Annotated in this window: 21 protein-coding genes; 7 read left to right on the forward strand and 14 right to left on the reverse strand. The window is 73.6% G+C overall.

Annotated elements, in window-relative coordinates; all coding sequences use genetic code 11:
* Positions 1–3: 3 nt before the first annotated feature.
* Positions 4–1,260, forward strand: a complete 1,257-nt coding sequence (locus ACIB24_RS12170; RefSeq protein WP_398280212.1) for an FAD-binding protein — start codon at positions 4–6, stop codon at positions 1,258–1,260.
* 39 nt (positions 1,261–1,299) lie between these two features.
* Here the strand turns inward: ACIB24_RS12170 and ACIB24_RS12175 are convergent, their stop codons facing one another.
* Entirely contained in the window at positions 1,300–1,728 is a 429-nt protein-coding gene (locus tag ACIB24_RS12175; RefSeq protein ID WP_398280214.1) for an Hsp20/alpha crystallin family protein, read from the reverse strand.
* Between the two features lie 122 nt (positions 1,729–1,850).
* On the opposite strand from ACIB24_RS12175, the gene ACIB24_RS12180 reads away from it, so the two are divergent.
* Together ACIB24_RS12180 and ACIB24_RS12185 are read left to right on the forward strand one after the other, a co-directional pair.
* Complete coding sequence (locus tag ACIB24_RS12180) at positions 1,851–2,240, forward strand: MerR family transcriptional regulator (protein ID WP_398280217.1); 390 nt, start codon at positions 1,851–1,853, stop codon at positions 2,238–2,240.
* 301 nt (positions 2,241–2,541) lie between these two features.
* Complete coding sequence (locus ACIB24_RS12185; RefSeq protein WP_398280220.1) at positions 2,542–3,276, forward strand: DUF559 domain-containing protein; 735 nt, start codon at positions 2,542–2,544, stop codon at positions 3,274–3,276.
* Between the two features lie 72 nt (positions 3,277–3,348).
* Here the strand turns inward: ACIB24_RS12185 and ligA are convergent, their stop codons facing one another.
* From ligA to ACIB24_RS12200, 3 genes are read right to left on the reverse strand one after another with little or no spacing between them, the layout of a single operon-like run.
* Positions 3,349–5,454 (reverse strand): NAD-dependent DNA ligase LigA, encoded by a 2,106-nt coding sequence (gene ligA, locus ACIB24_RS12190; RefSeq protein ID WP_398280223.1) that lies wholly within the window; start codon positions 5,452–5,454, stop codon positions 3,349–3,351.
* A gap of 20 nt (positions 5,455–5,474) precedes the next feature.
* The gene (locus ACIB24_RS12195; protein WP_398280226.1) at positions 5,475–6,482 is read right to left on the reverse strand and encodes a methionine synthase; all 1,008 of its coding nucleotides are present in this window, start codon (positions 6,480–6,482) and stop codon (positions 5,475–5,477) included.
* Positions 6,483–6,485: 3 nt separating this feature from the next.
* Positions 6,486–6,698, reverse strand: coding sequence for an RNA-binding S4 domain-containing protein (locus tag ACIB24_RS12200; RefSeq protein ID WP_398280229.1), 213 nt, complete (start codon positions 6,696–6,698; stop codon positions 6,486–6,488).
* Between the two features lie 30 nt (positions 6,699–6,728).
* Between ACIB24_RS12200 and hrpB the strand changes: the two genes are divergently transcribed.
* A complete protein-coding gene (gene hrpB, locus ACIB24_RS12205) occupies positions 6,729–9,248 on the forward strand; it encodes an ATP-dependent helicase HrpB (RefSeq protein ID WP_398280436.1) in 2,520 nt (839 codons plus the stop codon).
* 118 nt (positions 9,249–9,366) lie between these two features.
* On the opposite strand, the gene mnmA is transcribed toward hrpB, so the two are convergent.
* From mnmA to ACIB24_RS12230, 5 genes are all read right to left on the reverse strand, one after another.
* Positions 9,367–10,431 carry a tRNA 2-thiouridine(34) synthase MnmA gene (gene mnmA, locus ACIB24_RS12210; RefSeq protein ID WP_398280232.1) on the reverse strand — a complete coding sequence of 355 codons (1,065 nt, stop codon included), beginning with the start codon at positions 10,429–10,431 and terminating at the stop codon, positions 9,367–9,369.
* Positions 10,428–11,585, reverse strand: a complete 1,158-nt coding sequence (locus tag ACIB24_RS12215; protein ID WP_398280438.1) for a cysteine desulfurase family protein — start codon at positions 11,583–11,585, stop codon at positions 10,428–10,430. The genes mnmA and ACIB24_RS12215 overlap by 4 nt, the downstream gene beginning before the upstream one ends.
* 304 nt (positions 11,586–11,889) lie before the next feature.
* Positions 11,890–12,474, reverse strand: coding sequence for a DUF6318 family protein (locus ACIB24_RS12220; protein WP_398280235.1), 585 nt, complete (start codon positions 12,472–12,474; stop codon positions 11,890–11,892).
* Positions 12,475–12,573: 99 nt separating this feature from the next.
* Entirely contained in the window at positions 12,574–13,533 is a 960-nt protein-coding gene (locus ACIB24_RS12225) for an electron transfer flavoprotein subunit alpha/FixB family protein (protein ID WP_398280238.1), read from the reverse strand.
* Between the two features lie 30 nt (positions 13,534–13,563).
* Entirely contained in the window at positions 13,564–14,337 is a 774-nt protein-coding gene (locus ACIB24_RS12230; protein ID WP_398280241.1) for an electron transfer flavoprotein subunit beta/FixA family protein, read from the reverse strand.
* Positions 14,338–14,627: 290 nt separating this feature from the next.
* Between ACIB24_RS12230 and ACIB24_RS12235 the strand changes: the two genes are divergently transcribed.
* The 3 genes from ACIB24_RS12235 to ACIB24_RS12245 are packed head-to-tail and all read left to right on the forward strand — an operon-like array spanning position 14,628 to position 18,311.
* A complete protein-coding gene (locus ACIB24_RS12235; RefSeq protein ID WP_398280244.1) occupies positions 14,628–15,461 on the forward strand; it encodes a class I SAM-dependent methyltransferase in 834 nt (277 codons plus the stop codon).
* Positions 15,458–16,993, forward strand: coding sequence for a 1,4-alpha-glucan branching protein domain-containing protein (locus ACIB24_RS12240; RefSeq protein WP_398280247.1), 1,536 nt, complete (start codon positions 15,458–15,460; stop codon positions 16,991–16,993). The genes ACIB24_RS12235 and ACIB24_RS12240 overlap by 4 nt, the downstream gene beginning before the upstream one ends.
* A 13-nt stretch (positions 16,994–17,006) precedes the next feature.
* Positions 17,007–18,311, forward strand: coding sequence for a glycosyltransferase family 4 protein (locus ACIB24_RS12245; RefSeq protein WP_398280249.1), 1,305 nt, complete (start codon positions 17,007–17,009; stop codon positions 18,309–18,311).
* A gap of 81 nt (positions 18,312–18,392) precedes the next feature.
* On the opposite strand, the gene ACIB24_RS12250 is transcribed toward ACIB24_RS12245, so the two are convergent.
* The 5 genes from ACIB24_RS12250 to ACIB24_RS12270 form a co-directional block, all read right to left on the reverse strand.
* A complete protein-coding gene (locus ACIB24_RS12250; RefSeq protein ID WP_398280252.1) occupies positions 18,393–19,100 on the reverse strand; it encodes an acyltransferase in 708 nt (235 codons plus the stop codon).
* A 22-nt stretch (positions 19,101–19,122) separates the two neighbouring features.
* Positions 19,123–20,124, reverse strand: coding sequence for a hypothetical protein (locus ACIB24_RS12255; RefSeq protein WP_398280255.1), 1,002 nt, complete (start codon positions 20,122–20,124; stop codon positions 19,123–19,125).
* Positions 20,125–20,268: 144 nt separating this feature from the next.
* On the reverse strand, positions 20,269–21,270 hold the full coding sequence (locus tag ACIB24_RS12260) for a class I SAM-dependent methyltransferase (protein ID WP_398280441.1): 1,002 nt from the start codon (positions 21,268–21,270) through the stop codon (positions 20,269–20,271).
* Between the two features lie 470 nt (positions 21,271–21,740).
* Positions 21,741–22,520, reverse strand: a complete 780-nt coding sequence (locus ACIB24_RS12265) for an enoyl-CoA hydratase/isomerase family protein (protein ID WP_398280258.1) — start codon at positions 22,518–22,520, stop codon at positions 21,741–21,743.
* Between the two features lie 87 nt (positions 22,521–22,607).
* Positions 22,608–23,066 (reverse strand): T3SS (YopN, CesT) and YbjN peptide-binding chaperone 1, encoded by a 459-nt coding sequence (locus tag ACIB24_RS12270; RefSeq protein ID WP_398280261.1) that lies wholly within the window; start codon positions 23,064–23,066, stop codon positions 22,608–22,610.
* Positions 23,067–23,089 lie beyond the last annotated feature (23 nt).

The raw sequence follows: 23,089 nt of genomic DNA on the forward strand, positions 1-23,089 counted from the left end.
CTCATGACTGCGGTGTCGAGGCGGAACTGGGCCGGGAACATCACGTGGCACGCGGAGCGGTTCGCGGCCCCCGAGTCGGTCGCCGAGCTGCAGGCCCTGGTCGCCGGGGCCGAGCGGGTCAAGGCCGTCGGGTCGGGCCACTCGTTCAGCGACATCGCCGACACGGCGGGGCTTCTCGTCTCGACCGCCGCCCTCCCCCGGGACGTCGAGAGGCTCGGGCCCCACCGGGTCCGGGTGGCGGCCGGCGTCCGGTACGGCGAGCTGGCGCTCGAGCTCGACCGGTACGGCCTGGCCAGCGCCAACCTGGCCTCGTTGCCGCACATCAGCGTGGCCGGCACGGTCGCCACCGGGACGCACGGGTCGGGGGTCGGCAACCGCAGCCTCGCGACGCACGTCGCGGCGCTCGACCTCGTCACGTCGACGGGCGAGCTCGTGACCCTGCGCCGGGGGGAGGACGACTTCGCCGGGGCCGTGGTCGGCCTGGGCGCGCTCGGGGTGGTCACGGCGGTGGAACTGGACGTCGTCCCGGCCTTCGAGGTCGCGGTGAGCGTGCACGAGTGGCTGCCGTTCGACGTCCTGCTCGAGCACTACGAGGCGGTGCTGGCGGCCGCGTACAGCGTGTCGGTGTTCCTGGACTGGTCCCGGCCGCTGCGCGGCCAGGTGTGGCTCAAGCACCGGGTGGACGACGGGGCGCCGGGGGTCGTGGACGAACCCTGGTTCGCTGCGGCCGAGGCCGGACCGCGCAACCCGGTGCCGGGGATCTCGGCGGAGAACGCGGTGCAGCAGGGCGGCGTCCCGGGGCCGTCGTTCCAACGATTGCCGCACTTCCGGCTGGAGATGGTGCCCAGCAACGGCGAGGAGCTGCAGTCGGAGTACTTCGTGGCGGCCGCCGACGGCCCGGCCGCGCTGGCCGCCCTCGCCCCGCTGGCCGACCTGATCCATCCGGTCCTGCAGGTCTGCGAGCTGCGCCGGATCGCGGCCGACGACCTGTGGCTGTCCCCCAGCGGCGGCCGGGACAGCGCCGCGTTCCACTTCACGTGGGTGCCCGACCTGGCCGCCGTCCTGCCCGTGCTCGAACGGATCGAGGCCGCGCTGGCCCCGTTCGACGCCCGCCCGCACTGGGGCAAGGTGTTCCCGATGACCGCCGACCGACTGGTCGAGGTCTACCCGCGCGTGCCCGAGTTCCTCTCCCTCGCGGGACGACTCGACCCGCGCGGGGCCTTCGCCAACGCCTGGACCGGGCGCCACCTGGGACGGTGAACCGGGTGGCGCCCGGACGGTCGGGGCTCCTCAGGCGGTTCAGGCGTGGATGGCGGTCTTCTCCTCGGCGGTGCTGATCTCGATCTTGCGCGGCTTGGCCTGCTCGGCGACGGGGATGCGCAGCGTCAGGACGCCCCCGGCGTACGACGCCCGGATCGCCCCGGTGTCGAGGTTGTCGCCGAGGATGATCTGTCGGCTGAAGACGCCCCGGGGCCGCTCGGCCACCAGGACCTCGTGGTCGCTGGGCAGCAGCGGCCGCTCGGCCCGTACGGTCAGCACGTTGCGCTCGACGTCGAGGTCGACGGCGTCCAGCTCGATGCCCGGCAGGTCGAACTCGACGACGAACTCCTCGCCGTCACGCCAGGCGTCCATCGGCATGCCCGAGGGCCGCGCAAGCGTGCCCGGGCCGGCGAAGACCTGCTGCGAGAGGCGCTCCAGCTCACGGAACGGGTCGGTACGAACCAACATGGGAGATCCCACCTCCATGATCGAGATTCCGGCTCCGCACCGAAATCTATGTTGTTTGAGACAGATTTCTTATAGCATTCTCGTCAGGTCGATGCAAGATGCGGAGGTGCAGGTGGGTGACGATGGCTGAGCCGCCCGAAGCCGAGGCCGGTCGTGGCCTGTACGGGATCTCGGTGGCCGCCGAACTCGTGGGCCTCGACCCGCAGAGCCTGCGGCTGTACGAGCGCCGGGGCCTGCTGCAGCCCGCTCGCAGCGACGGGGGCACGCGCCGGTACAGCTCCGACGACGTCCGGCGACTGCGCCGGATCAAGGAACTCATGGCCGACGGGGTCAACCTGGCCGGCGTGACGCACGTCCTGGCCCTCGAGTCGACCAACGCCGACCTGACGGAGGCCAACGCCGACCTGACGGAGGCCAACGCCGACCTGACGGAGGCCAACGCCGACCTGACGGAGGCCAACGCCGACCTGACGGCCGAGAACGACCGGCTCCGGCGGAGGCCTTCCCCATGATCACCGCAATCGCGTCGATCCTCTGGGTTCGACCCGCACGAACGACGCGATCACGGTGATCATGGTGTGCTGATCGCGCCGTCCACACCCCTGAGGACGGTTGGCTTCTCCACAGGTCGTACCCGCCCGAGCCTTCGACCGACCCGGGAAGCGCCACGGTCGAGACATGTCGATGCCCGCTGTCGCCGTCTGCCAGGCCGGAGTGTTCACCCGTGCCCAGGCTCTCGCCGAGGGGTGGTCACCGGATCGGATCACGCAGCGGCGGCGGACCGGAGAGTGGCGAAACCTCTTAGGTCGCGGAATGATTCATCGCGATCACCCAGCGACCAACCGCAGCCGGGCCTGGGCGACGCAGCTCACGGTTCCGGGGGCGGTCGTCAGCCACTGCACGGCCGCGCAGTGGCACGGGTTCCCGCTCGACGACGTACACCTCACCCAGGGACATGCCACCCGCACGCCTGCATCTGCAACCTCGTGTCGTCGTCCGGACATCGTCCTGCACACGGCGGACCTGACGCCCGCCGACGTGTTCCGGTTCGCCGGTGGTCTCGCGGTGACCAGCGAGGGCCGGACGGCCGTCGACTGCCTCGCCCTGCTCCCACCCGACGCCGGCCTGGCCCTGTGGGCCTGGGTCAGTACGCGGCGCATCCTCGACCGGGGGCGGTTGTCCGCCGCAGCGCGGTCGCGACTCGGACGGCCCGGGACACCCAACCTCCTGTGGATCCTCCGAGTGACGGCCGGCGGCGCGGTGAGCGTCGCTGAGCGGCGACTTCACGACTTGCTGCGTAAGGCCGGAGTGACCGGATGGAGCGCGAACGCGCCCGTGCTGGTCGACGGCCGGATCGTGGCCGTCGCCGACGTCCTGTTCGGGGGCGCCGGACTGGTCGTGGAGGTCGACGGGCTGACGGCACATCGGACCCCGGGACAACTGACTGCCGACCGGCGACGCCAGAACATCCTCATTGCGGCCGGCTACCGGGTCCTGCGCTACACCTGGGTTGACCTCCGCGACCGTCCGGACCAGGTCGTGGCGTAGATCCGTTCCATGATCACCGGAAGCCGGTCGATTCTCAGGGCCAGACCCGGAGACATGACGCGATCGCGGTGATCACGGTTCTTCGGGCGTCGCCAGCGGCGTGACCGCATCGGGACCGTCGGCGAGCAGCACCCGGAAGCCGGCCTCGTCGAGGACCGGGACCTTCAGCTGCACGGCCTTGTCGTACTTCGACCCGGCGTTCTCACCGACCACGACGAACGACGTCTTCTTCGAGACGCTGCCGGACGCCTTGCCACCGCGTGACAGGACCGCCTCCTTGGCCTCGTCGCGGCTGAAGCCCTCGAGCGACCCCGTGACGACGATCGTCAGCCCCTCGAGCGTGCGCGGCGTCGACTCGTCGACCTCGTCCGCCATCCGCACACCGGCCTCGGCCCACTTGCGCACCACCTCGGCGTGCCAGTCGACCTCGAACCACTCCTTGACCGCCACGGCGATGGTGGGCCCGACGCCCTCGGCCCCGGCCAGCTCCTCCTCCGACGCCGCCCGGATGCGGTCGATCGACCCGAACGCCTGGGCCAGCGCCCGCGCCGCGGTGGGGCCGACGTGCCGGATCGACAGCGCGACGAGCACCCGCCACAGCGGCTGCTGCTTGACCGCCTCCAGGTTCTCCAGGAGCCGGCGGCCGTTGGCCGACAGCGACCCGTCCTTGTTGGTGAACAGCGGCACCGAGAGCAGGTGCGCCTCGGTGAGCGTGAACAGGTCCCCCTCGTCGGCGACCGCCCCGGCCTCGAGCAGCGCGACCGCGGCCTTCTCGCCGACCGCCTCGATGTCGAACGCCCCCCGGCTGGCGACGTGGAACAGCCGTTCCCGCAGCTGCGCCGGGCAGGAGCGGGCGTTCGGGCAGCGGATGTCGGCGTCGCCCTCCTTCTCGTAGGCCAGCGGCGTCCCGCACGCGGGGCAGTCCGTCGGCATCACGAACTCGCGCTCGCTGCCGTCGCGGGCGGCCACGACCGGCCCGACGATCTCGGGGATCACGTCGCCCGCCTTGCGCAGCACGACCGTGTCGCCGATCAGCACGCCCTTGCGCTTCACCTCGGAGGCGTTGTGCAGCGTGGCCATCCCGACGGTCGACCCGGCCACCACGACCGGCTCCATCACCCCGAACGGCGTGACCCGGCCGGTACGCCCGACGTTGACCTGGATGTCGAGGAGCTTGGTGTTGACCTCCTCCGGCGGGTACTTGAAGGCGATCGCCCAGCGCGGCGCCCGCGACGTCGACCCGAGCCGGCGCTGCGCGGCGACCGAGTCGACCTTGACCACCACGCCGTCGATCTCGTGCACCTGGTCGTGCCGGTGCTCGCCGTAGTACTGCACGTACTCCTGGACCGCGGCGATCGAGTCGACCACCCGGTAGGTCGTGGACACCGGCAGGCCCCACGCCTTCAGCAGCTCGTACCCGTGCGACTGGCTGTCGATGTCGAACCCGACCCGCGCGCCGATGCCGTGCACGAGCATCTGCAGCTTGCGCGACGCCGTCACCCGCGGGTCCTTCTGCCGCAACGAGCCGGCGGCGGTGTTGCGCGGGTTGGCGAACGGCGCCTTCCCGGCCTCGACCAGCGAGGCGTTCAGCGCCTCGAAACCCTCGATCGGGAAGAAGACCTCGCCGCGCACCTCGAGCCGTTCGGGGAACGGCGTGTCGGTCGTGTCGAGCCGGTTCAGTCGGTGCGGCACGCCCTCGATGGTCCGGACGTTGTTCGTCACGTCCTCCCCGACCCGGCCGTCGCCCCGGGTGGCCCCCCGGACCAGGCGGCCGTTCTCGTAGAGCAGGTTCATCGCCAGCCCGTCGATCTTCGGCTCGCACAGGTACCGCACGCCCGGCCCGAGCTCCTTCTCGACCCGCTCGCACCAGGCCTGGAGCTCCTCGAGGCTAAACACGTTGTCGAGGCTGAGCATGCGTTCGACGTGCTCGACGGCCTGGAAGTCCGTGGACACGGCCCCGCCGACGACCTGGGTCGGCGAGTCGGGCGTGCGCAGACCCGGGAACCGCTCCTCCAGCGCCTCCAGCTCGCGCATGTGGACGTCGAACTCCGCGTCCGACAGCGTCGGCGCGTCCCGCACGTAGTAGTTGAACCGGGCGTCCCGTAGGAGTTCTGCCAGTTCGTCCCACCGGTGCCGTGCCGCTACGTCATCTGCTGAGTCGACCTCAACCTCGTCCACGGGCTCATCCTGCCCGACGGCTACGACAACGCCCTGTCGGCGAGGATCGCCGCGGCCTTCTTCGCCGTGGCGAGCGCCTCCCGTGCCTGCTCCGGCGACACCCCGGCCAGCCCGCACGCCGGCGACACGACCACGGACGCCGCGCTCCCGGCGTCCAGGCCCAGCTGCCGCCACGGCCGCCACACGGCGTCCGCCGCCGTCTCCGGGGAGGTGGAACCGGACGTCGGCACGCAACCGGCCCACAGCGCGACCCCGCCCTCGACCGCGGCCGCGACCCGCTCCCAGCCGGGCGTCCCGAGCTGGGCCACGTCGATGGACAGCGCCTGCGCGCCCGCCTTGGCCAGCAGCTCCACGGGCGGCCGGGCGGCGCACGAGTGGACGGCGGTGGCCGCCCCCGCCCCCGCGGCGGCCTCGAGGACGGCGCGCACGCCGTCCTCGACGAGCGGTTCCTCGACCGCTCGCAGGCGACCGAAACCGCTTGCGGTGCGGATGGTTCCGTCGAGGACGGCGTTCAGGCCGGGTTCGTCGAGCTGCAGGACGACGTCCGCCCCGGGCACGAGGCGCCGCACCTCCTCGACGTGGCGGGCGACGCCCTCGGCGAGCGAGGCGACGAGGTCGCGGCAGGCCCCGGCGTCCACCACGACCCGCTCCAGGCGCGGCAGCCACAACCCGGCGGCCAGCGTCCACGGGCCGGTGACCTGCACCTTCACCGGCCCGGAGTAGCCGTCGGCGACCTCGGCCAGCACGTCGAGGTCCTGCCGCAGCCACGCCTGCGCGCGCTGCAGGTCCCGCCCGGGGCGATCGACGAGCCGCCATCCCGACGGCTGCAGGTCGACGGGCAGGTCGACCAGGAGCGCCGCCGAGCGGCCGAGCATGTCGGCGCCCGGCCCCCGCGCGGGCAGTTCCGGCAGGTAGGGCAGGTGCGGCGGGTCGCCGAGCTCGCCGAAGGTCAGGCGCATCGTCTCGACGACGTCCGTACCGGGCCACGACCCGACCCCGGTCGCCCGGCCGTGGACCGGCTCGCCCACGCCTCAGGCCTCGGTGATCCGCAACGAGCGGCCGGCCACCTGGACGACGTCCCCGGCGGCCAGCTGCCGCCCGCGCCGGGTCTCCACCTGCTCGTTGACCCGGACCAGCCCGGCGGCCAGCAGGCCCTTGACGTCGCCACCGCCGTCCACGACCCCGCCGAGCTTCAGGAACTGACCGAGGCGGATGCCGCCGCTGACTGCGATGTCCTCACTCACCCACCCATCATGACGCGCGAGACTGGGGGCATGCTCCCCGGGATGTCGGCCCGCGCCGAGGCCGCGCTTCCCGAGCCGCTGCCCATCTCGGCCGTGCTGCCCGACCTGGTCGACCGCCTGACGCGCGCCGGGGCCGCCGTGCTGGTCTCGCCGCCGGGCACCGGCAAGACGACATTGGTCCCGCTCGCGCTGGCCGACGCGCTGGACGACGGGGCGCGGGTGGTCGTCGCGGAACCCCGCCGGATCGCGGCGCGGGCCGCCGCCCGCCGGATGGCCGACCTGCTCGGCGAACCGGTCGGGGCCCGGGTCGGGTACACGGTGCGCGGCGACTCCCGCACGGGCGCGGCGACCCGCGTCGAGGTGGTGACGACCGGCGTCCTGGTCCGGCGCCTGGAACGCGACGCGGAACTGCCCGGGGTGGGCGCGGTCGTGCTCGACGAGTGCCACGAACGGCACCTGGACACCGATCTGGCCGTCGCGTTCGCGCTCGAGAGCCGGGCGGCCCTGCGCCCCGACCTGCTGGTGCTGGCCACCTCGGCGACGGCCGATGCCGACCGGCTGGCCTCGCTCCTCGACGGCCCGGTGATCGGCGCCGACGCGCCGCTGTTCGACGTGACGCCGGTGTGGTGCCCGCCGGCCGGGCCGGTGGACCCGCCCCACGGCCTGCGGGTCGATCCCCGGCTGCTCGACCACGTCGCGTCGGTGGTGCGTCGGGCGCTCAGCGAGACGAGCGGCGACGTGCTCGTGTTCCTGCCCGGTGCCGGTGAGATCAACGGTGTCGCAACCCGTCTCGGGGCGATCGACGGGGTCGACGTGCTGCGGCTGCACGGCCGCCTGTCCGCCGCCGACCAGGACGCCGCGCTACGCCCCGGGGCCCGGCGACGGGTGGTGCTGGCCAGCGCCGTCGCCGAGAGCAGCCTCACCGTCCCCGGCGTGCGCACCGTCGTCGACGCGGGTCTGGCGCGGGTGCCGCGCACGGACCTGTCCCGCGGGCTGAACGGGCTGGCCACCGTGCGGGTGTCGCGGTCGTCGGCGCACCAACGCGCCGGGCGGGCCGGGCGCGAGGCGCCCGGCCGGGTGTACCGCTGCTGGTCCGAGGCCGAGCACGCCCGGTTGCCCGCGCACCCCGACCCGGAGGTCGCGGTCGCCGACCTGTGCGGGTTCGCGCTCGCGCTGGCCCGGTGGGGTGACCCGGACGGCGCGTCGGTGCCGCTGCTCGACGTCCCGCCGGCGGCGTCGATGGCGGTCGCCCGGCAGACCCTGCAGGCGCTGGGCGCGGTGGACGACGACGGCCGGGTCACGGACCGCGGGCGCCGGCTGGCGACGGTCGGGGTACATCCGCGGCTGGCCCGGGCGCTGCTGGACGGCGCGGGGCTGGTGGGTGGCCGGCGGGCGGCCGAGGTGGTGGCGATCCTGGCCGACGACGCGCTCGCGGGTGGGACGGACGACCTCGCGCACGCCTGGCGCCGGTTGCGGGACGGCCACGACCGGGCGGCGACGGCGCGGTGGCGGGCCGAGGTCGAGCGGCTACGTCCCGAGGAGGCCGGCGGCCCGGCGGTGCCCGACGACCTGGCCGCGGGGCTCGTGGCCGGGCTGGCGTACCCGGAACGCCTGGCCCGGAGCCGGAACTCGGCGTCCGGTCACTTCCTCATGGCGGGCGGCACCGGCGCAGAGGCGGCCCCCGGCTCGCGGCTGTCCACGTCGGCCTGGCTCGCGGTCGCGGTGGCCCAGCGGCAGGCCGGGGCACCGACGGCCCGGGTCCGGCTGGCCGCGGTGATCGACGAGGCCACCGCCCGCGAGGTCGGCGCCCACCTGCTGCGTCTGGAGGAGGAGGTCGCCTGGGTGGACGGCGACGTGGTGGCCCGCGAGGTCGAGCGGCTCGGCGCGATCACGCTCACCGAACGCCCGCTGCGCGACCCGGCGCGCGAACTGCTGGCGGCCGCACTGGCCGAGGGCCTGCGCCGGGAGGGGTTGTCGCTGCTCACCTGGACGCCGGGCGCGGCCGCGCTGCGGGCCCGGCTGGCCTTCCTGCACGCCACGCTGGGCGAGGAGTGGCCGGCGGTCACCGACGACGCCCTGCTGGCCCGGATCGACGACTGGCTCGCCCCGGAGCTGTCCCGCGCCCGCCGCCGCGCCGACCTGGCCCGGGTGGACACGGCCTCGGCGCTGCGCCGGCTGCTCGACCACCGCCAGGCCGCCCGGCTCGATGAACTGGCCCCCGAACGGATCACCGTGCCCAGCGGTTCGCAACTGCGCGTCGCCTATTCGCAGAACCTCGCCGAGCCTGACGCCCCGGTGCTGGCGGTGAAGCTGCAGGAGATGTTCGGGGCGCGGTCCGGGCCCCGGATCGGCGGCGGGCGCGTGCCCGTCGTCCTGCACCTGCTCTCCCCCGCCGGCCGCCCCGCCGCCGTCACCAGCGACCTGGAATCCTTCTGGCCGAACGGGTATCCGTCAGTGCGCGCCGAGCTGCGGGGCCGCTACCCCAAGCACCCCTGGCCCGCCGACCCCACCACCGCGCCCCCGACGGCCCGCACCAAACCTCCCCGTTGATCATGCACGAACGCAGCACTCTCACGGTGATCATGCGCAAACGCATGATGCGTTTGCGCATGATCGACGCAGGAGTCATGCGTTTGCGCATGATCACCCCGGGGGGGGGTGGCGGGGGTCAGGTGAGGGTGGCCGAGCCCAGGACGCGGGTGCCGGAGTAGAGGGCTAGGGTCTGACCGGCGGCGACCCCGCGCACCGGCGACTCGAGCTCCACGGCCACGCCGGCGGCGTCCAGCCCGGTCAGCACGGCCGGCACCTCGGCGCCGTGGGCGCGCACCTGCACACCCACCCGGTCCCCGACCGCCGGCGGCGCCCCGCACCACGTCGGTGCCCCCGCCGACAGCGACGAGACGGACAGCTCCTCGACGGAACCGACGACGACGGTGTTCGAGACCGGCTCGATCGACAGCACGTACCGCGGGCGCCCGCCGGGCTCGGGACGCGACAGCCCGAGCCCCTTGCGCTGCCCGACGGTGAAGGCGTACGCCCCCTCGTGCGTGCCGAGCACGGCCCCGGACGAGTCCACGATCGGCCCCTCCCGGGTACCGAGCCGTTCGGCCAGGAAGCCCGCGGTGTCCCCGTCGGCGATGAAGCAGATGTCGTGGCTGTCGGGCTTGGTCGCGACGCGCAGCCCGCGAGCCTCGGCCTCCTCGCGCACCGCCTCCTTCGGGGTGTCGCCGAGCGGGAAGAGCGCGCGGGACAACCGCTCCGGGCCGAGCACGGCCAGCACGTACGACTGGTCCTTGGCCTCATCGACCGCCCGGTGCAGCTCGGGGCCGTCCACGCCCGGGAGCACCTGCGCGTAGTGCCCGGTGGCCACCGCGTCGAAGCCCAGAGCGAGCGCCTTGTCCAGCAACGCCGAGAACTTGATCTTCTCGTTGCACTTCACGCACGGGTTCGGGGTGCGCCCGGCCGAGTACTCGGCGACGAAGTCCTCGATCACGTCGCGCTCGAACTGCTCGGCGAGATCCCAGACGTAGAACGGGATCCCGATCCGGTCGGCGGCGCGGCGGGCGTCGCCCGCGTCCTCGACGGTGCAGCACCCCCGGGCGCCCACACGGTGCGAGGCCGGGTTGCGCGACAGCGCCAGGTGCACGCCCACGACCTCGTGCCCGGCCTCGGCGACACGCGCCGCGGCCACGGCCGAGTCGACGCCCCCGCTCATCGCGGCCAGGACCTTCACGCCCCCACCCCCGCCACCGACGCGGCGATCGACGCGGCGGACGCGCGCTCGACCACCGGCCCGATCGCCTCCAGCACCGCGTCCACGTCGGCCTCGGTCGACGTGTGCCCGAGCGAGAACCGCAGCGCGCCCCGGGCCTGCGCGTCGGACAGCCCCATCGCCAGCAGGACGTGACTGGCCTGCTGCACGCCGGCCTGGCACGCCGAGCCGGTCGAGCACTCGATGCCGCGCGCGTCCAGCAGGTACAGCAACGAGTCGCCGTCGCAGCCGGGGAACGTGAAGTGGGCGATGCCGGGCAGCCGCCCACCGGGCGCCGGATCGCCGTGCGGCACCGCCGTGGGGACCGCGGCGAGCACCCCCGCCACCAACCGGTCACGCAGCCCCGCGACCCGCGCGGACGTCGCCACCGACGCCTCGACCGCCGCCGCCAGCGCCACCGAGAACCCACGCACCGCAGGCGGATCCAGCGTCCCGGACCGGACCCCGCCCTCCTGGCCGCCGCCGTGCAGGACGGGGGCGAGCGCCGTCCCCCGGCGCACCAGCAGCGCACCCGAGCCGACCGGTCCGCCGAACTTGTGCGCGCTCACGCTCAAGCAGTGCAGCCCCGACCCGGTGAAGTCGACCGGCAGGGTGCCCGCGGCCTGCACGGCGTCGCTGTGCACCGGGATCCCGTACGGCTCGGCCAGGGCCACCACCTCGGCCACCGGCTGCACGGTGCCGACCTCGTTGTTGGCCCACATCACGCTGACCAGGGCGACGGATTCCGGGTCGGCGGTCAGCGCGGCCTCGAGCGCGTCGAGCCGCAGACGGCCGAGGGCGTCGACGGGCAGCAGCTCGACCGTCGCCCCCTCGGCGGCCAGCGCCTGCACGGGGTCGAGCACCGCGTGGTGCTCGACGGCCGAGGCCAGAACCCGTACCCGGCGCGGGTCCTCGGCCCGGCGGGCCCGGTACAACCCGGTCACGGCCAGGTTGTCGGCCTCGGTCCCGCCCGAGGTGAACACGACCTCCAGGGGGTGCGCGCCGAGGGCGGCGGCCACGGTCTCCCGGGCCTCCTCGACCACCGCGCGGGCCCGCCGACCGGACGCGTGCAGGGACGAGGCGTTACCGGTACGGGCCAGTTCCTCGGCCATCGCCGCGATCGCCTCGGGGAGCATCGGCGTGGTCGCCGCGTGGTCCAGGTAGGCGCTCACCGGTCCAGTGTATGAGCCGACCCGACGCCGACCGGACGCCGACCGGACGCCGCTCGGACGCCGACCGACGGCCGCCGCAGCCGCACACCTCCCGCGTGTGTAGTGGGCCACATATTGCGCCGAACGGGGTACCCCTGTGCGGGGCACACAGAATGGTCTCGTAAGCTCAGGCGTGCCGGGCGGCGCCGTTCCCCCCCGTGACGGCGTCGCCCGGTCTCAGCAGTCAAGGGCTTGACGTCCCGCCCGGCTCTCCGATGCTCGACGGCCCTCAGGCCGACGTCCGGATCGAGTCCACCTTCCAGGCGCCGTCCTCCCAGGTCAACGTGGCGGTCGAGTGCCTGGGGTCCAACCCCGGCAGCTCGGTCTGCGACCCGTCGGCCTCGACGGCCACCCCGTCCTCGCGGCTGATCCGCGCCTCGACCCGGACCGACGTCCCGTCCGCCCCAACGATCTGGTCGATGTCGATCAGCTGCATCCGGTGCCCGCGTACCTGGGTGCCCGCGGCCTGGATCAGCCGGACGTCGGAACTCACCTCGGAGCAGACGCTGCACCCGGGTCGGGAGACCGACTCCAGCGGCGCCGTGTCGTAGGTGTCGTAGGCGTAGTTGTAGGCGTTCCAGAAGTACCGGACGACGTCCGCGGCCCCGTGCGCCGTGTGCTCGGCGACGGGGGCGGCCGGCTTGGGGTTCGCCGGGGCGCCCGTCCCGGCCGGGGCGTCGAGCGGCCGGGTGAGGTCTCCGGTGAAGTCGGGGACGACCTGGTGCGATGCGGAACCCGAGGCGCAGGCGCTCAGGCCGAGGACCACCAGGACGGTGGCGACGGCCAGCCCCGTGTTCCGCGCCTTCGCGAACATGATCCAACGGTAGGACGGCCGGGCCAAAAGCGCACCGGGAGCCACCCTGGACGGGCGGCTCCCGGCGCGTTCGGTGCTGAGCGGGTCAAGCCAAGGTGGTCAGCCCTTGCGCTTGACGACCTCCTCGGTGGCCTGCGGCAGCACCGTGAAGAGGTCGCCGACGACACCGAAGTCGACGAGCTCGAAGATCGGCGCCTCCGCGTCCTTGTTGACGGCGACGATCGTCTTGGAGGTCTGCATGCCGGCCCGGTGCTGGATCGCGCCGGAGATCCCGGCGGCGACGTACAGCGTCGGGGAGACCTGCTTACCGGTCTGGCCGACCTGGCTGCTGTGCGGGTACCAGCCGGCGTCCACCGCAGCGCGGGAGGCACCGACGGCCGCACCCACGGCGTCGGCGAACTCCTCGACCTTGGAGAAGTCGCCGTTGGTGCCGCGGCCGCCGGAGACCACGATCGCGGCCTCGGCGAGGTCGGGGCGACCCGACTTCTCCTTCGGCTTGCGGTCGACGATCTTGGCGCCCTTGGCGGCGTCGGAGACGGTCACCGAGACGTTGACGACCTCGGGGGCGCCGCCACCGACGGCCTCGGGGGTGGCCGAGTTCGGCTTGACGGTGATGACCGGGGTGCCCTTGCTGACGCCGGCCTTCACGGTGAAGGCGGCGGCGAACACGGACTGGCTGGTCACCGGGCCGGAGTCACCGGCCTGGACGTCGACCGCGTCGGTGATGAGGCCCGAGTCGAGCTTCACCGCGAGGCGGGCGGCCACCTCCTTGTTCTCCGCGCTGCTGGCCACCAGCACCGCGGCCGGGGACGCCTGGTCGACGACGGCCTTCAGGGCCTCGGCCTTGGGGGCGACCAGGAACTCGTCGAGCCCCTCGCCGTCGACGACGTAGGCCGTCTTGGCGCCGTACTCGCCGAGCTGGCCGGCGGCGTTGTCGTAGCCCTTGCCGATGAACACGGCGGCCGGCTCACCCAGCCGGGCGGCGATGGTGAGCAGTTCGTTGGTGGTCTTGCGGACGGCGCCGTCGATGTGATCGACGAGCACGAGAACCTGCGACATCTTCAGTGTCCTTTCGTGTGAGTCGATCGGTCAGACGAGCTTGGCGCCGGCGAGGAACGCGACGAGCTTGGCGCCGCCGTCCCCCTCGTCGGTGATGATCTCGCCGGCCTGGCGCGGCGGGCGCGCGGTCACGTCGGCGACGGCGGTCGTGGCGGCGCCGGAGCCCACCTCGTCGGCCGCGAGGCCCAGGTCGGACAGCGACAGCGTCTTCACCGGCTTCTTCTTGGCCGCCATGATCCCCTTGAAGTTCGGGTACCGGGGCTCGTTGATCTGGTCGGTCACGCTGATCAGCGCGGGCAGGGACGCCTCGACGGTGTCGGTGTTGGCGTCGTTGTCGCGGCGGATCTTCGCCACGCCACCCTCGACCGTCAGCTCGCTGGCGAAGGTCACCGCGGGGATGCCCAGACGCTCGGCCACCATCGCGGGCACGACGCCGCCGGCGCCGTCGGTGGAGGCCATGCCGGTGATGACCGCGTCGTACTCCAGGGTGCCGAGGGCGGCCGCGAGGATCTTCGAGGTCGCCAGGTAGTCGGACCCGTGAATCGCGTCGTCGACGACGTGCACGGCCTCGTCGGCGCCCATCTGCAGGGCCTTGCGCGCGGCGTCGACCGCGTCGTCCGGGCCCACGGTCAGGACGGTCACCGAACCGCCGTCGGCCTCGGCCAGCTTGAGGGCCTCTTCCACCGCGTACTCGTCGAGCTCCGACAGCAGGCCCTCGCCGGCCCGGTCCACGGTGTTGTCGGACGCGAAGTGGGGGTCCGCCTGCGCGTCAGGCACGTACTTGACGCAAACCACGATGTTCATGAGCGCCTCTCGGGATCTCAGTTCCAGGGGCGCGCTCCGGCCGGCAGGGACGGGCGGTCACGCCTGGTTCGGTTACTTGCGGGTGTTGCTGCAGGTACAGCGTCTCATCACCCGTCCGGGGTTCCCGCATCGGTGGATGAGGCCCAGCCCACGTTACCGGCCGGTAGCATTGCGGGCAGGTTACGTCCTGTGACATCGCTCACCGGGCGTAAGTTGTACGCCTGGACCGTCCGGTACGGCACGATCCTGCGTCTGTGTTCCGCTGAGCCGCGAGAGGAGTTCCTGGAGACGTGACCTCCTCGACGACTCTCGAGCAGCTGGTCGGTGAACGCACCGTGCCGCAGCTGTGGCACGAGAACTACTGGTTCCGCCGGCACGAGATCGCCTACCTCGCCCTGGCCGGGCGGGTGCGGGACGCGGCCCGGGCGACCGCGCGGACGACCAGGGGGACGACGTCCGCCCCGCTGGTCGTCGAGGCAGGCTGTGGTGAGGGGTACGGGATGCCCCTCCTCGAGCGGGGGTTGGCCGCGGTGCCGGGGGCCCGGATCGTCGGGCTGGACTACGACGCGGCCGCCGCGGCCCACGCGCTGCGCGCGTACGGCGGCCCGGGCACCGGGGTCGCCCGCACCAACCTGGCCCACCTGCCGCTGCCGGACGCCGCGGTGGCCGCGGTCGTGAACTTCCAGGTGATCGAGCACCTCTGGACGCCGTGGGAGTTCCTGGCCGAGTGCCGACGGGTGCTGGCGCCCGGCGGCGTGCTGCTGGTGACCACGCCGAACCGGCTGACCTTCTCCCCCGGCCTGGGCCGCGGCGAGAAGCCGCAGAACCCGTTCCACGTCAAGGAGTTCGACACCGAGGAACTGGTGGGCACCGTCCAGTCGGCCGACGGCTCGAGTGGACTGGCCGTCGAGGAGGTGCTGGGCGTCGTCCACGGGCCCCGGCTGCGGGCCTGGGAGGCCGACCACGGCGACCTGATCGCCGCGCAGCTGGCCACGTCGCCCGCCGGGTGGGCGCCCGGCCTGGCCGAGTTCGTGACCTCGGTGACGGCCGAGGACTTCAAGCTCGTGCCGGTGGCCGACGACGTGCTCGATCTGGTGGTCGTGGCCCGCCGGGAGGACTCGTGAGCGGCCCGCGCGAGCACGAGATCGGCACCTTCTGCCTGGTGCTGCACACGCACCTGCCCTGGCTGCCGCACCACGGCCGCTGGCCGGTCGGCGAGGAGTGGCTGTACCAGGCCTGGGCCGGCAGCTACCTGCCCCTGGTGCGGGTGCTCGACGGGCTGGCCGCCGAAGGCCGGCGAGACCTGGTCACCCTGGGCGTCACGCCGATCCTGGCCGACCAGCTCGACGACCCGTACTGCGTCGAGGCGATGGGCGCCTGGCTGGCCGACTGGCAGCTGCGGGCCACGAAGGTCGCCGCGAGCGACCCGGACCCGGCCGTGCGCGAGCTGGCCCGCGGCGAGTTCCGCAGCGCGGCACAGGCTCTCGAGGAGTGGAGCACCGGCTGGCGGGTCGGTGGGTCGCCCCGCTGGCGGGCCCTGGCCGACGCCGGGGCGATCGAGCTGCTCGGCGGCCCGGCCACGCACCCCGTGCTGCCGCTGCTCGAGACCGACGTCGCGCGGATCGCGCTGGCGGTCGGGCTGGACGACGCCCGCTCGCGGTTCGGGTCGGCCCCCGCGGGGATCTGGGCGCCCGAGTGCGGCTGGCAGCCGGGCCTCGAGAAGCTGTACGCCGAGGCCGGTATCGGCCACCTCGTGATGGACGAGGAGACCCTCGCCGGCCGCACCACCAGCCGGGGGCACCGCCTGGGCGACACGGACGTCGTGGCCTTCGGCCGCGACCTGTCCATCACCAACCGGATCTGGTCGTCGCGGGCCGGGTACCCGACCGGGCCGTACTACCGCGACTTCCACGCCGTGCACCCCGTCGACGGCCTGCGCCTGTGGCGGGTGACCGGCCCGGGCTCCGAGAAGGCGCCCTACGAGCCGGCTTCCGCGGCGGCGTCGATCGAGCGGGATGCGCACGACTTCGTCGACCACGTGCGGGCGAAGCTGGCCCAGGTCGCCGCCCGCGACGGGAGGCCCGGGCTGGTCGTGGCCGCCTACGACACCGAACTGTTCGGGCACTGGTGGCACGAGGGTCCGGCGTTCCTGGACCGGGTGCTGCGCCTGCTGCCCGAGGCCGGGATCCGGCTGAACACGCTGCGCGGGGCCGTCGAGGCCGGCCTGGTCGCCGACGAACCGGTGCTGCCGCCCGCCGGGACCTGGGGGGCGGGCAAGGACTTCCGGCTGTGGGCCGGTGACGCGGTCGGCGAGCTGCTGGCCGACGGGACGCACGTGCAGAAGCGGCTGCTCGGCGTCCTGGAGCACGAGCTGTCGGCCGGGCGGCTGCGCTCGCGCCGGACCGACCTCGACCAGCTGGTCCGCGAGACGCTGATGCACCTGTCCGGCGACTGGGCCTTCATGATCAGCCGCGACCAGGCCCCCGACTACGCCTGGCGGCGTTCGGCCGGGCACCGCGACGCCGTGCACTGGATCGCCGACGCGATCGGCCGCGGCCTCGAGGACGGGGTGGCCGCCGCCCGGGCCGTGGCCAACGGGGGTGCGCCCTTCCCGCACCTCGACGCCCGGTCGCTCGTCGACGTCCTGAACCGATGAGGCCCCGGAACGGATGACGACCGCGAAAGGTCGCGTGCTGCACGTCGTCTGGGAGTACCCGCCGGTCATCTACGGCGGCCTGGCTCGGCACGCGGAAGCCCTCACCCGGGCCCAGGCCGACGCCGGCTGGGACGTGCACGTGCTGACCGCGGCCGAGGACGTCACCCAGCCCGAGCGCCGGGTCCCGGGCGGGACGACGCACCGCCGCGGGATCACCGTGCACCGAGCCCGGCGCCGCCGACCCCGGACCGGCTGGGACGACCTGCTCACCGCCGCGGGGGAACTCGAGGACGCCCTGCTGGCCACCGGCACCGCGCTGATGGACGGCGTGAGCGTCGTGCACGCGCACGACTGGATCGGCGCCCGGGCCGCCGCCGTCCTGGCCCGGCGGGCCGGCGTGCCGCTGGTGGTGACCGTGCACGCCACCGAGTGGGGCCGCCACGCCGGGCGGATCGGCCCGACGGACCGCGAGGCGGGCGACCCGGCCTCGACCGAGACGGCACTCGTGCACGCCCTCGAACGGCAGGCGGTGGTCGCGGCCGCCGCCGTGATCGTGTGCTCGAACGCGATGCGCGACGAGGTGGTCGCGGTGCTGGACGCCGACCCGGCCCGCGTGCACGTCGTCCCCAACGCGGTCGACGCCGACGCCTGGCGCTGCGGGCGGGCGTCCGTGCGCGAGGCCCGCCGCTACTGGCTGACGGGCGCCACCGTCGGCGGCGCCCGGCCGGACGTCGGCGAGAACCCGCGCGCCGCAGGTCGTCCCGGCGCCCCGACGGGCACCGAGGACGGGCCACTCATCGTGGCGGCCGGGCGCCTGGAGTGGGAGAAGGGGTTCTCCACCCTGATCCGGGCCATGCCGTCGCTGCGCAAGCAGTTCCCCGGTCTGCGGGTGGTCCTGGCCGGGCGGGGCGGCTACGCGGGCCGGTTGTGCGAGCTGGCCGCCGACCTGGGGGTGCTGGACTCGCTGGTGATGCCCGGCTGGCTGGCGGGCCGTGACCTGGCCGCGCTCTACGCGGCCTCGGACGCGGTCGTCGTCCCCTCCCGGTACGAGCCGTCCGGGCTGGTCGCCCGCGAGGCGCAGGCCGCCGGCGCGACGGTCGTCACGACGGACGTCGGCGGGCTGGCCGACGCGGTCGTGCCGGGCCGGACCGGCGAGCGGGTGAAGGTCGGTGACGTGCACGGCCTGCACGACACCCTGGCCCAACTCGTCCGCGACCCCGTACGGGCCCACGGGCTGGCCGACGCCGGGCGGGTGGCCGTGCAGAGCCTGACCTGGCCCGACGTCGCCGCCCGCACCCTCGCCCTCTACCCCTCGTGATCATGGAAACTTCTACTCTGCCGGGCCGCCCGGCGCGGCGGGGATGCTCCGAGCGAGAGTAGAAGTTTCCATGATCACGAGCTAGAAGGCGGCGTGCTTGCGGGCCATGTCGGCCAGGGCGGCCCGCTGCGCCGCCGCCTCGCGGTAGCGCTCGTCGCGGTCGGCCACGACCTTGCCCGGCACGCCGGCGATGATGGCCCGGTCCGGGTAGACCCCGCGGGCCACGGCGTGCGCGGCGAGCACCGAGCCCTCGCCGATGATCGTGCCGCGTAGGACGCTCGACTTCACGCCCATCCACGTACCCGGGCCGATCCGCACCGGCGTCTTCACGATGCCCTGGTGCATGATCCACGAGTGCACGTCGTCGATCACGTGGTCGAAGTCGCAGATGTACGTCCAGTCGGAGATCAGCGTGCCGGCGCCGATCTCGATGTCGAGGAAGCAGTTGACCGTGTTGTCGCTGCCGAACACGGTGTGGTCGCCGATGCGCAGCGTGCCGTCGTGGGCGCGCAGCCGGGTCATGTCGCCCAGGTGCACGAACTTCCCGATGACCAGCCGCCCGTACCCGGTGTGCGCGTAGACGGTGCAGCCCTTGCCCAGGAAGACCATGCCCTCGAGCACGACGTCCGGGCGGCGCAGTCGCAGCACGAACAGCCGCCAGTAGCGGACCAGGAAGAACGGCGTCCAGGCCCGGTTCTTCACGATCCAGCGCAGCGACCCCAGCGTCAGGTAACGGGCCTGACGGGGGTCACGGCCGTGACGGAGGCGGTAGGCCCAGGCGCGGAACATGCGAGCACCCTAGCGACGGGGTTCAGCCGCCGATCGAGACGGGCAGCGTGATCTGGCGGGCCGGGAAGTCCAGGAACAGGATGGCGGTCGCCGGGCAGCGCAGCAGCCGGGCGGACAGCCCCGCCACGGGTTCCGGGACGACGACGGTCAGGTGGTTGTCGACGTAGTGCTGCCGGGCCGGGCCCAGCCAGCCGGTCGACCCGTAGCAGCGGCAGACCAGGCTGCGCTCGACCTCGCGACGGCGGGCGGCCTCGCGGCGTCCGGTCAGGGCGCGCACCACGTTGATGCCCCCGGTCGGGGTCAGCCGGCGACCACTGGCCCCCAGGCCCCGGGCGACCGCGTGCCACTTCTGGCGCCCCTCGGGCGGCAGGCTGCGCTCACCGGCGCCGGCCATCGCGAGCCGGCCGGCGGCGTCCGGCCGTCCGGCCTTGACCAGCAGGTCAGCGGCGAAGGCGGCGGGGTCCTCGTCGGCCAGGGCGACGTGCTGGGCCTTGCCGACGAGCTCGAGGGCCCGGCGGACGTCGTCCGGCCCCGGCCCCTCGGCCCCCTCCGGCGAGACGCCCACCACGGCTGCGGCCTCGATCGCCAGCAGGCGCGGGTCGCGGCTGCCCCCCGCGCGGGCGGCGGCCGCCGCCTCGCCGGCCTCGGCCAGCGCCCCCACGGACTGCGCGGCCAGGGCCACCACCCAGTGCACCGTGGCCTCCGCGGGCATCTCGGTGCGCGCGGTACGCAGCGCGAGCATCCCGTCGGGCTCGCCGGACATCACCTTCGCGGCGCGCAGCAGCAGCTCCAGCCAGGGGTCGGGGGCCAGCCCGGGGTCGCGGTCGCCGTCGAGCTCCTTCAGCTCACGCAGCGCGGTCGCGTGGTCGAGGGCCAGGACCGCCAGTTCACCGCGGCGCAGCGTGTCGGCCGGGGTCTGCGCGGGGTGCACCTGCAACGACTCGTCGAACAGCCCGGCTCCGGCCAGCGCTCGACTCCAGTGACGTCGCAGGTCACTGGGGATGTCGTCCGGGGACTGGCTCACCCGTGGACTATCGGCAGGCGCGGCATGGTCGTTGAGCCTACCGGCATCCCCGTGACCGGACGATCACAGTCCGTGTAGTTCGCGTGAATTCACACGATTGGCGGACCAATGTCCCCAGCGACCACGCGCAGCGTGGCGACGGGCTCACCGGAGCGGTTTCGTCCCCGTGATCCCGACGTTGTAGAACACGCCCTTCGGCAACCCCTTGGACAGCACCCGGTCGACCGCCGACAGCCGCAGCCAGGACTTGTAGGCGAACATCGCCCAGCCCCAGCCGAGCCGCTCGGGGTTCACCGCCGCCTCGAACGTGCGCACCGGCCAGCCCAGCAGCGCCGCGAGGAACTCCTCGGTCTGGGTCTTCACGTCGGCCGCCCCGGCCCGCACGGCCATCGCCTCGAGCTCGTCCGGGACGAACGTGTGCAGGTCGACGATCGACTCCAGGGCCGCCGCGCGGGAACTCGCGTCGAGCTCCTCCTTCGACTTGGCCCACCGCTCACGCAGCGGCGCCGTGTGCGTGACCGCGGTGGTCAGCTTCCAGGTCACCCGGCCCAGGCGGCGGGCGTACCAGTCGCCCACCCGCGTGGGCTCACCGGCGATCACGAACCGGCCGCCCGGCTTCAGCACCCGCAGGACGTCGCGGAACGCGGCCTCCACGTCCGGGATGTGGTGGATGACGGCGTGCCCGATGACCACGTCGAAGGTGTCGTCGGGGTAGGGCAGGTCCTCGGCGAACGCCGCCTGGCCCTCGACCTCGAACCCGAGCTTGCGGGCGTTCTCCTTGGCCGCCTCCACCATGCCCGGGGACACGTCCGTGACCGTGACCTCGTCGAGGATGCCCGCCTGCTTCAGGTTCAGGCTGAAGAAGCCCGTGCCGCCGCCGATCTCGAGGCTCTTGCCGTACGGGTGCGGCTCCGCGGCCAGGATCTCGGGCCCGAGCAGGTGCTCGAACCGCTCCTTGGCGTAGGAGATGCAGCGCTCGTCGAAGCTGATCGACCACTTTTCGTCGTAGGTCTGCGCCTCCCAGTCGTGGTACAGCACCTGGGCGAGAGTGTTGTCGTTCCAAGCCTTCTCGACGTCGTCGGCGGACGCCGGGCCGTCGCTGGTCGGGATCTCGCGCTTCCCCACGGACCTGCTGAAGGCGGCGATCCCGGCCTCGACGTCGACCGGCTCGTGGCTCGGGTCGACGGTCAACTGCTCGTCGATGGTGTTCTCCAGGTCGTGACCGGCCAGCTCCTGCTCGGAGCCGGCCTCGAGGCCGGCGAGGGCGCCGGTGTCCAGGGTGGTGCGGGACGGCGTCCGCGCGGTCTTCGTGGCCGGTGCGGCCTTCTTCGTCGCCGCCTTCTTCGCGGGAGCCGCCTTCTTGGCCGGAGCGGCCTTCTTCGCCGGCGCCTTGGTGGTGGCCTTCTTCGCCGGCGCCTTCGTGGCCGGCGCCTTCGCGGCGGCCTTGTCGGCGGCGGCCTTCACCGCGGCGACCTGCTCCGCACGCTCCGGATCGGGCTGCACCACGTCGCCGGGCACCGGCGCAGCCGGCACCGGTTCCTGGAACGCCGGCGGCGCGGCCTTCTTCGCGGGTGCCTTCTTGGCTGCGGTCTTCTTGGCCGGGGTGTTCTCGCTCATCATCGTCCCTGGAACTGGGCCTTGCCGGGCCCGTCGTTCACGAATGAGGTCATGCCGATCTCGCGGTCCTCCGTGGCGAACAGCCCGGCGAAGAGCATGCGCTCGATCTCCAGGCCGGTCGTCAGGTCGGTCTCCAGACCGCGGTCGACGGCTTCCTTGGCGGCCTTGAGCGCGTACGCCGGGCCACCCACGTACCGCTCGACGCGGCGCCGGGCGGCGGCGTACACGTCGTCCGCCCCGACCACCTCGTCGACCAGCCCGATGCTCAGCGCCTCGGCCGCGTCCACGAACCGGCCGCTGAAGATCAGGTCCTTCGCCTTGGCCGGGCCGACCAGGCGGCTCAGCCGCTGGGTGCCGCCCGCCCCGGGGATGATGCCGAGCAGGATCTCCGGCTGCCCCAGCTTCGCGTTGTCCCCGGCCACCCGGAAGTCGCAGCACAGCGCCAGCTCGCAGCCGCCGCCCAGGGCGTACCCGGTGACCGCGGCCACGGTGGGCTTGCCGATCTCGGCGACCGCCGTGAAGGCCGACTGCAGCGCGCGGGAGCGGTCGATCATCTCCGTGTAGGACATGGTCGACATCTGCTTGACGTCAGCCCCGGCCGCGAACACCTTCTCGCCGCCGTAGACGATCACGGCGGCGACATCGCGGCGGGCGTCGGCCTCCTGCGCGGCGGCGCGGATGCCCTCCTGCACCTCGATGTCCAGGGCGTTCATCGGGGGCCGGGCCAGCCGGATCGTCCCGATCCCGGCCTCCACCTCGAGCCGGACGACGTCAGTCACGAATTCTGCTCCCTCACCTGGTGCGCTGTGCGCGTGAGCCTACTCGGCGGGGTGCACGTGCCACCGGCGGCTCATGTGTCCCTCGCCTCACTCGCCGCCCAGGCCACCCTCGAGGATCTCCGTGACCGTCGCGTGCCACGTCCGGACCGAGCCCAGCACGGCGTCCAGCGTGGCCATCAGCAGGGACCGCAGCTCGGTCTCCTCCCCCACGATCAGGTCGACCGCCACCACCAGCCGGTTCTCGTGCACCGTGACCTTGACCAGGTTCAGCGCCCCGGTGACCGCGTTGGCCGCCCGCAGCCGGGTGAGTTCGTCGCCCTCGAGGGAGTCGTCGAGCAGCCACTGGCCGAACACCCGCATCATCGCGGGCTGGGTGTCGAGGCAGCGGGCGAACACCAGCTGGTCCTGGATGCGGACCGCGACGTCACCGTCCTCGTCGATGTCCGGGGCGAAACCCTCGTCCAGCAGGGCGTCCAGCACCCGGCCGCGCAGGGGGTGCTCGTCCTCGGGAGGCGGGAAGGAGGGGAGGGACGTCGGGTCGCTCACGTCGTCCACCGTAGTGCTTACCC

Origin of the sequence: Spongisporangium articulatum (assembly GCF_044465595.1) — a bacterium.
GTDB classification, from domain to species: domain Bacteria; phylum Actinomycetota; class Actinomycetes; order Actinomycetales; family Kineosporiaceae; genus Spongisporangium; species Spongisporangium articulatum.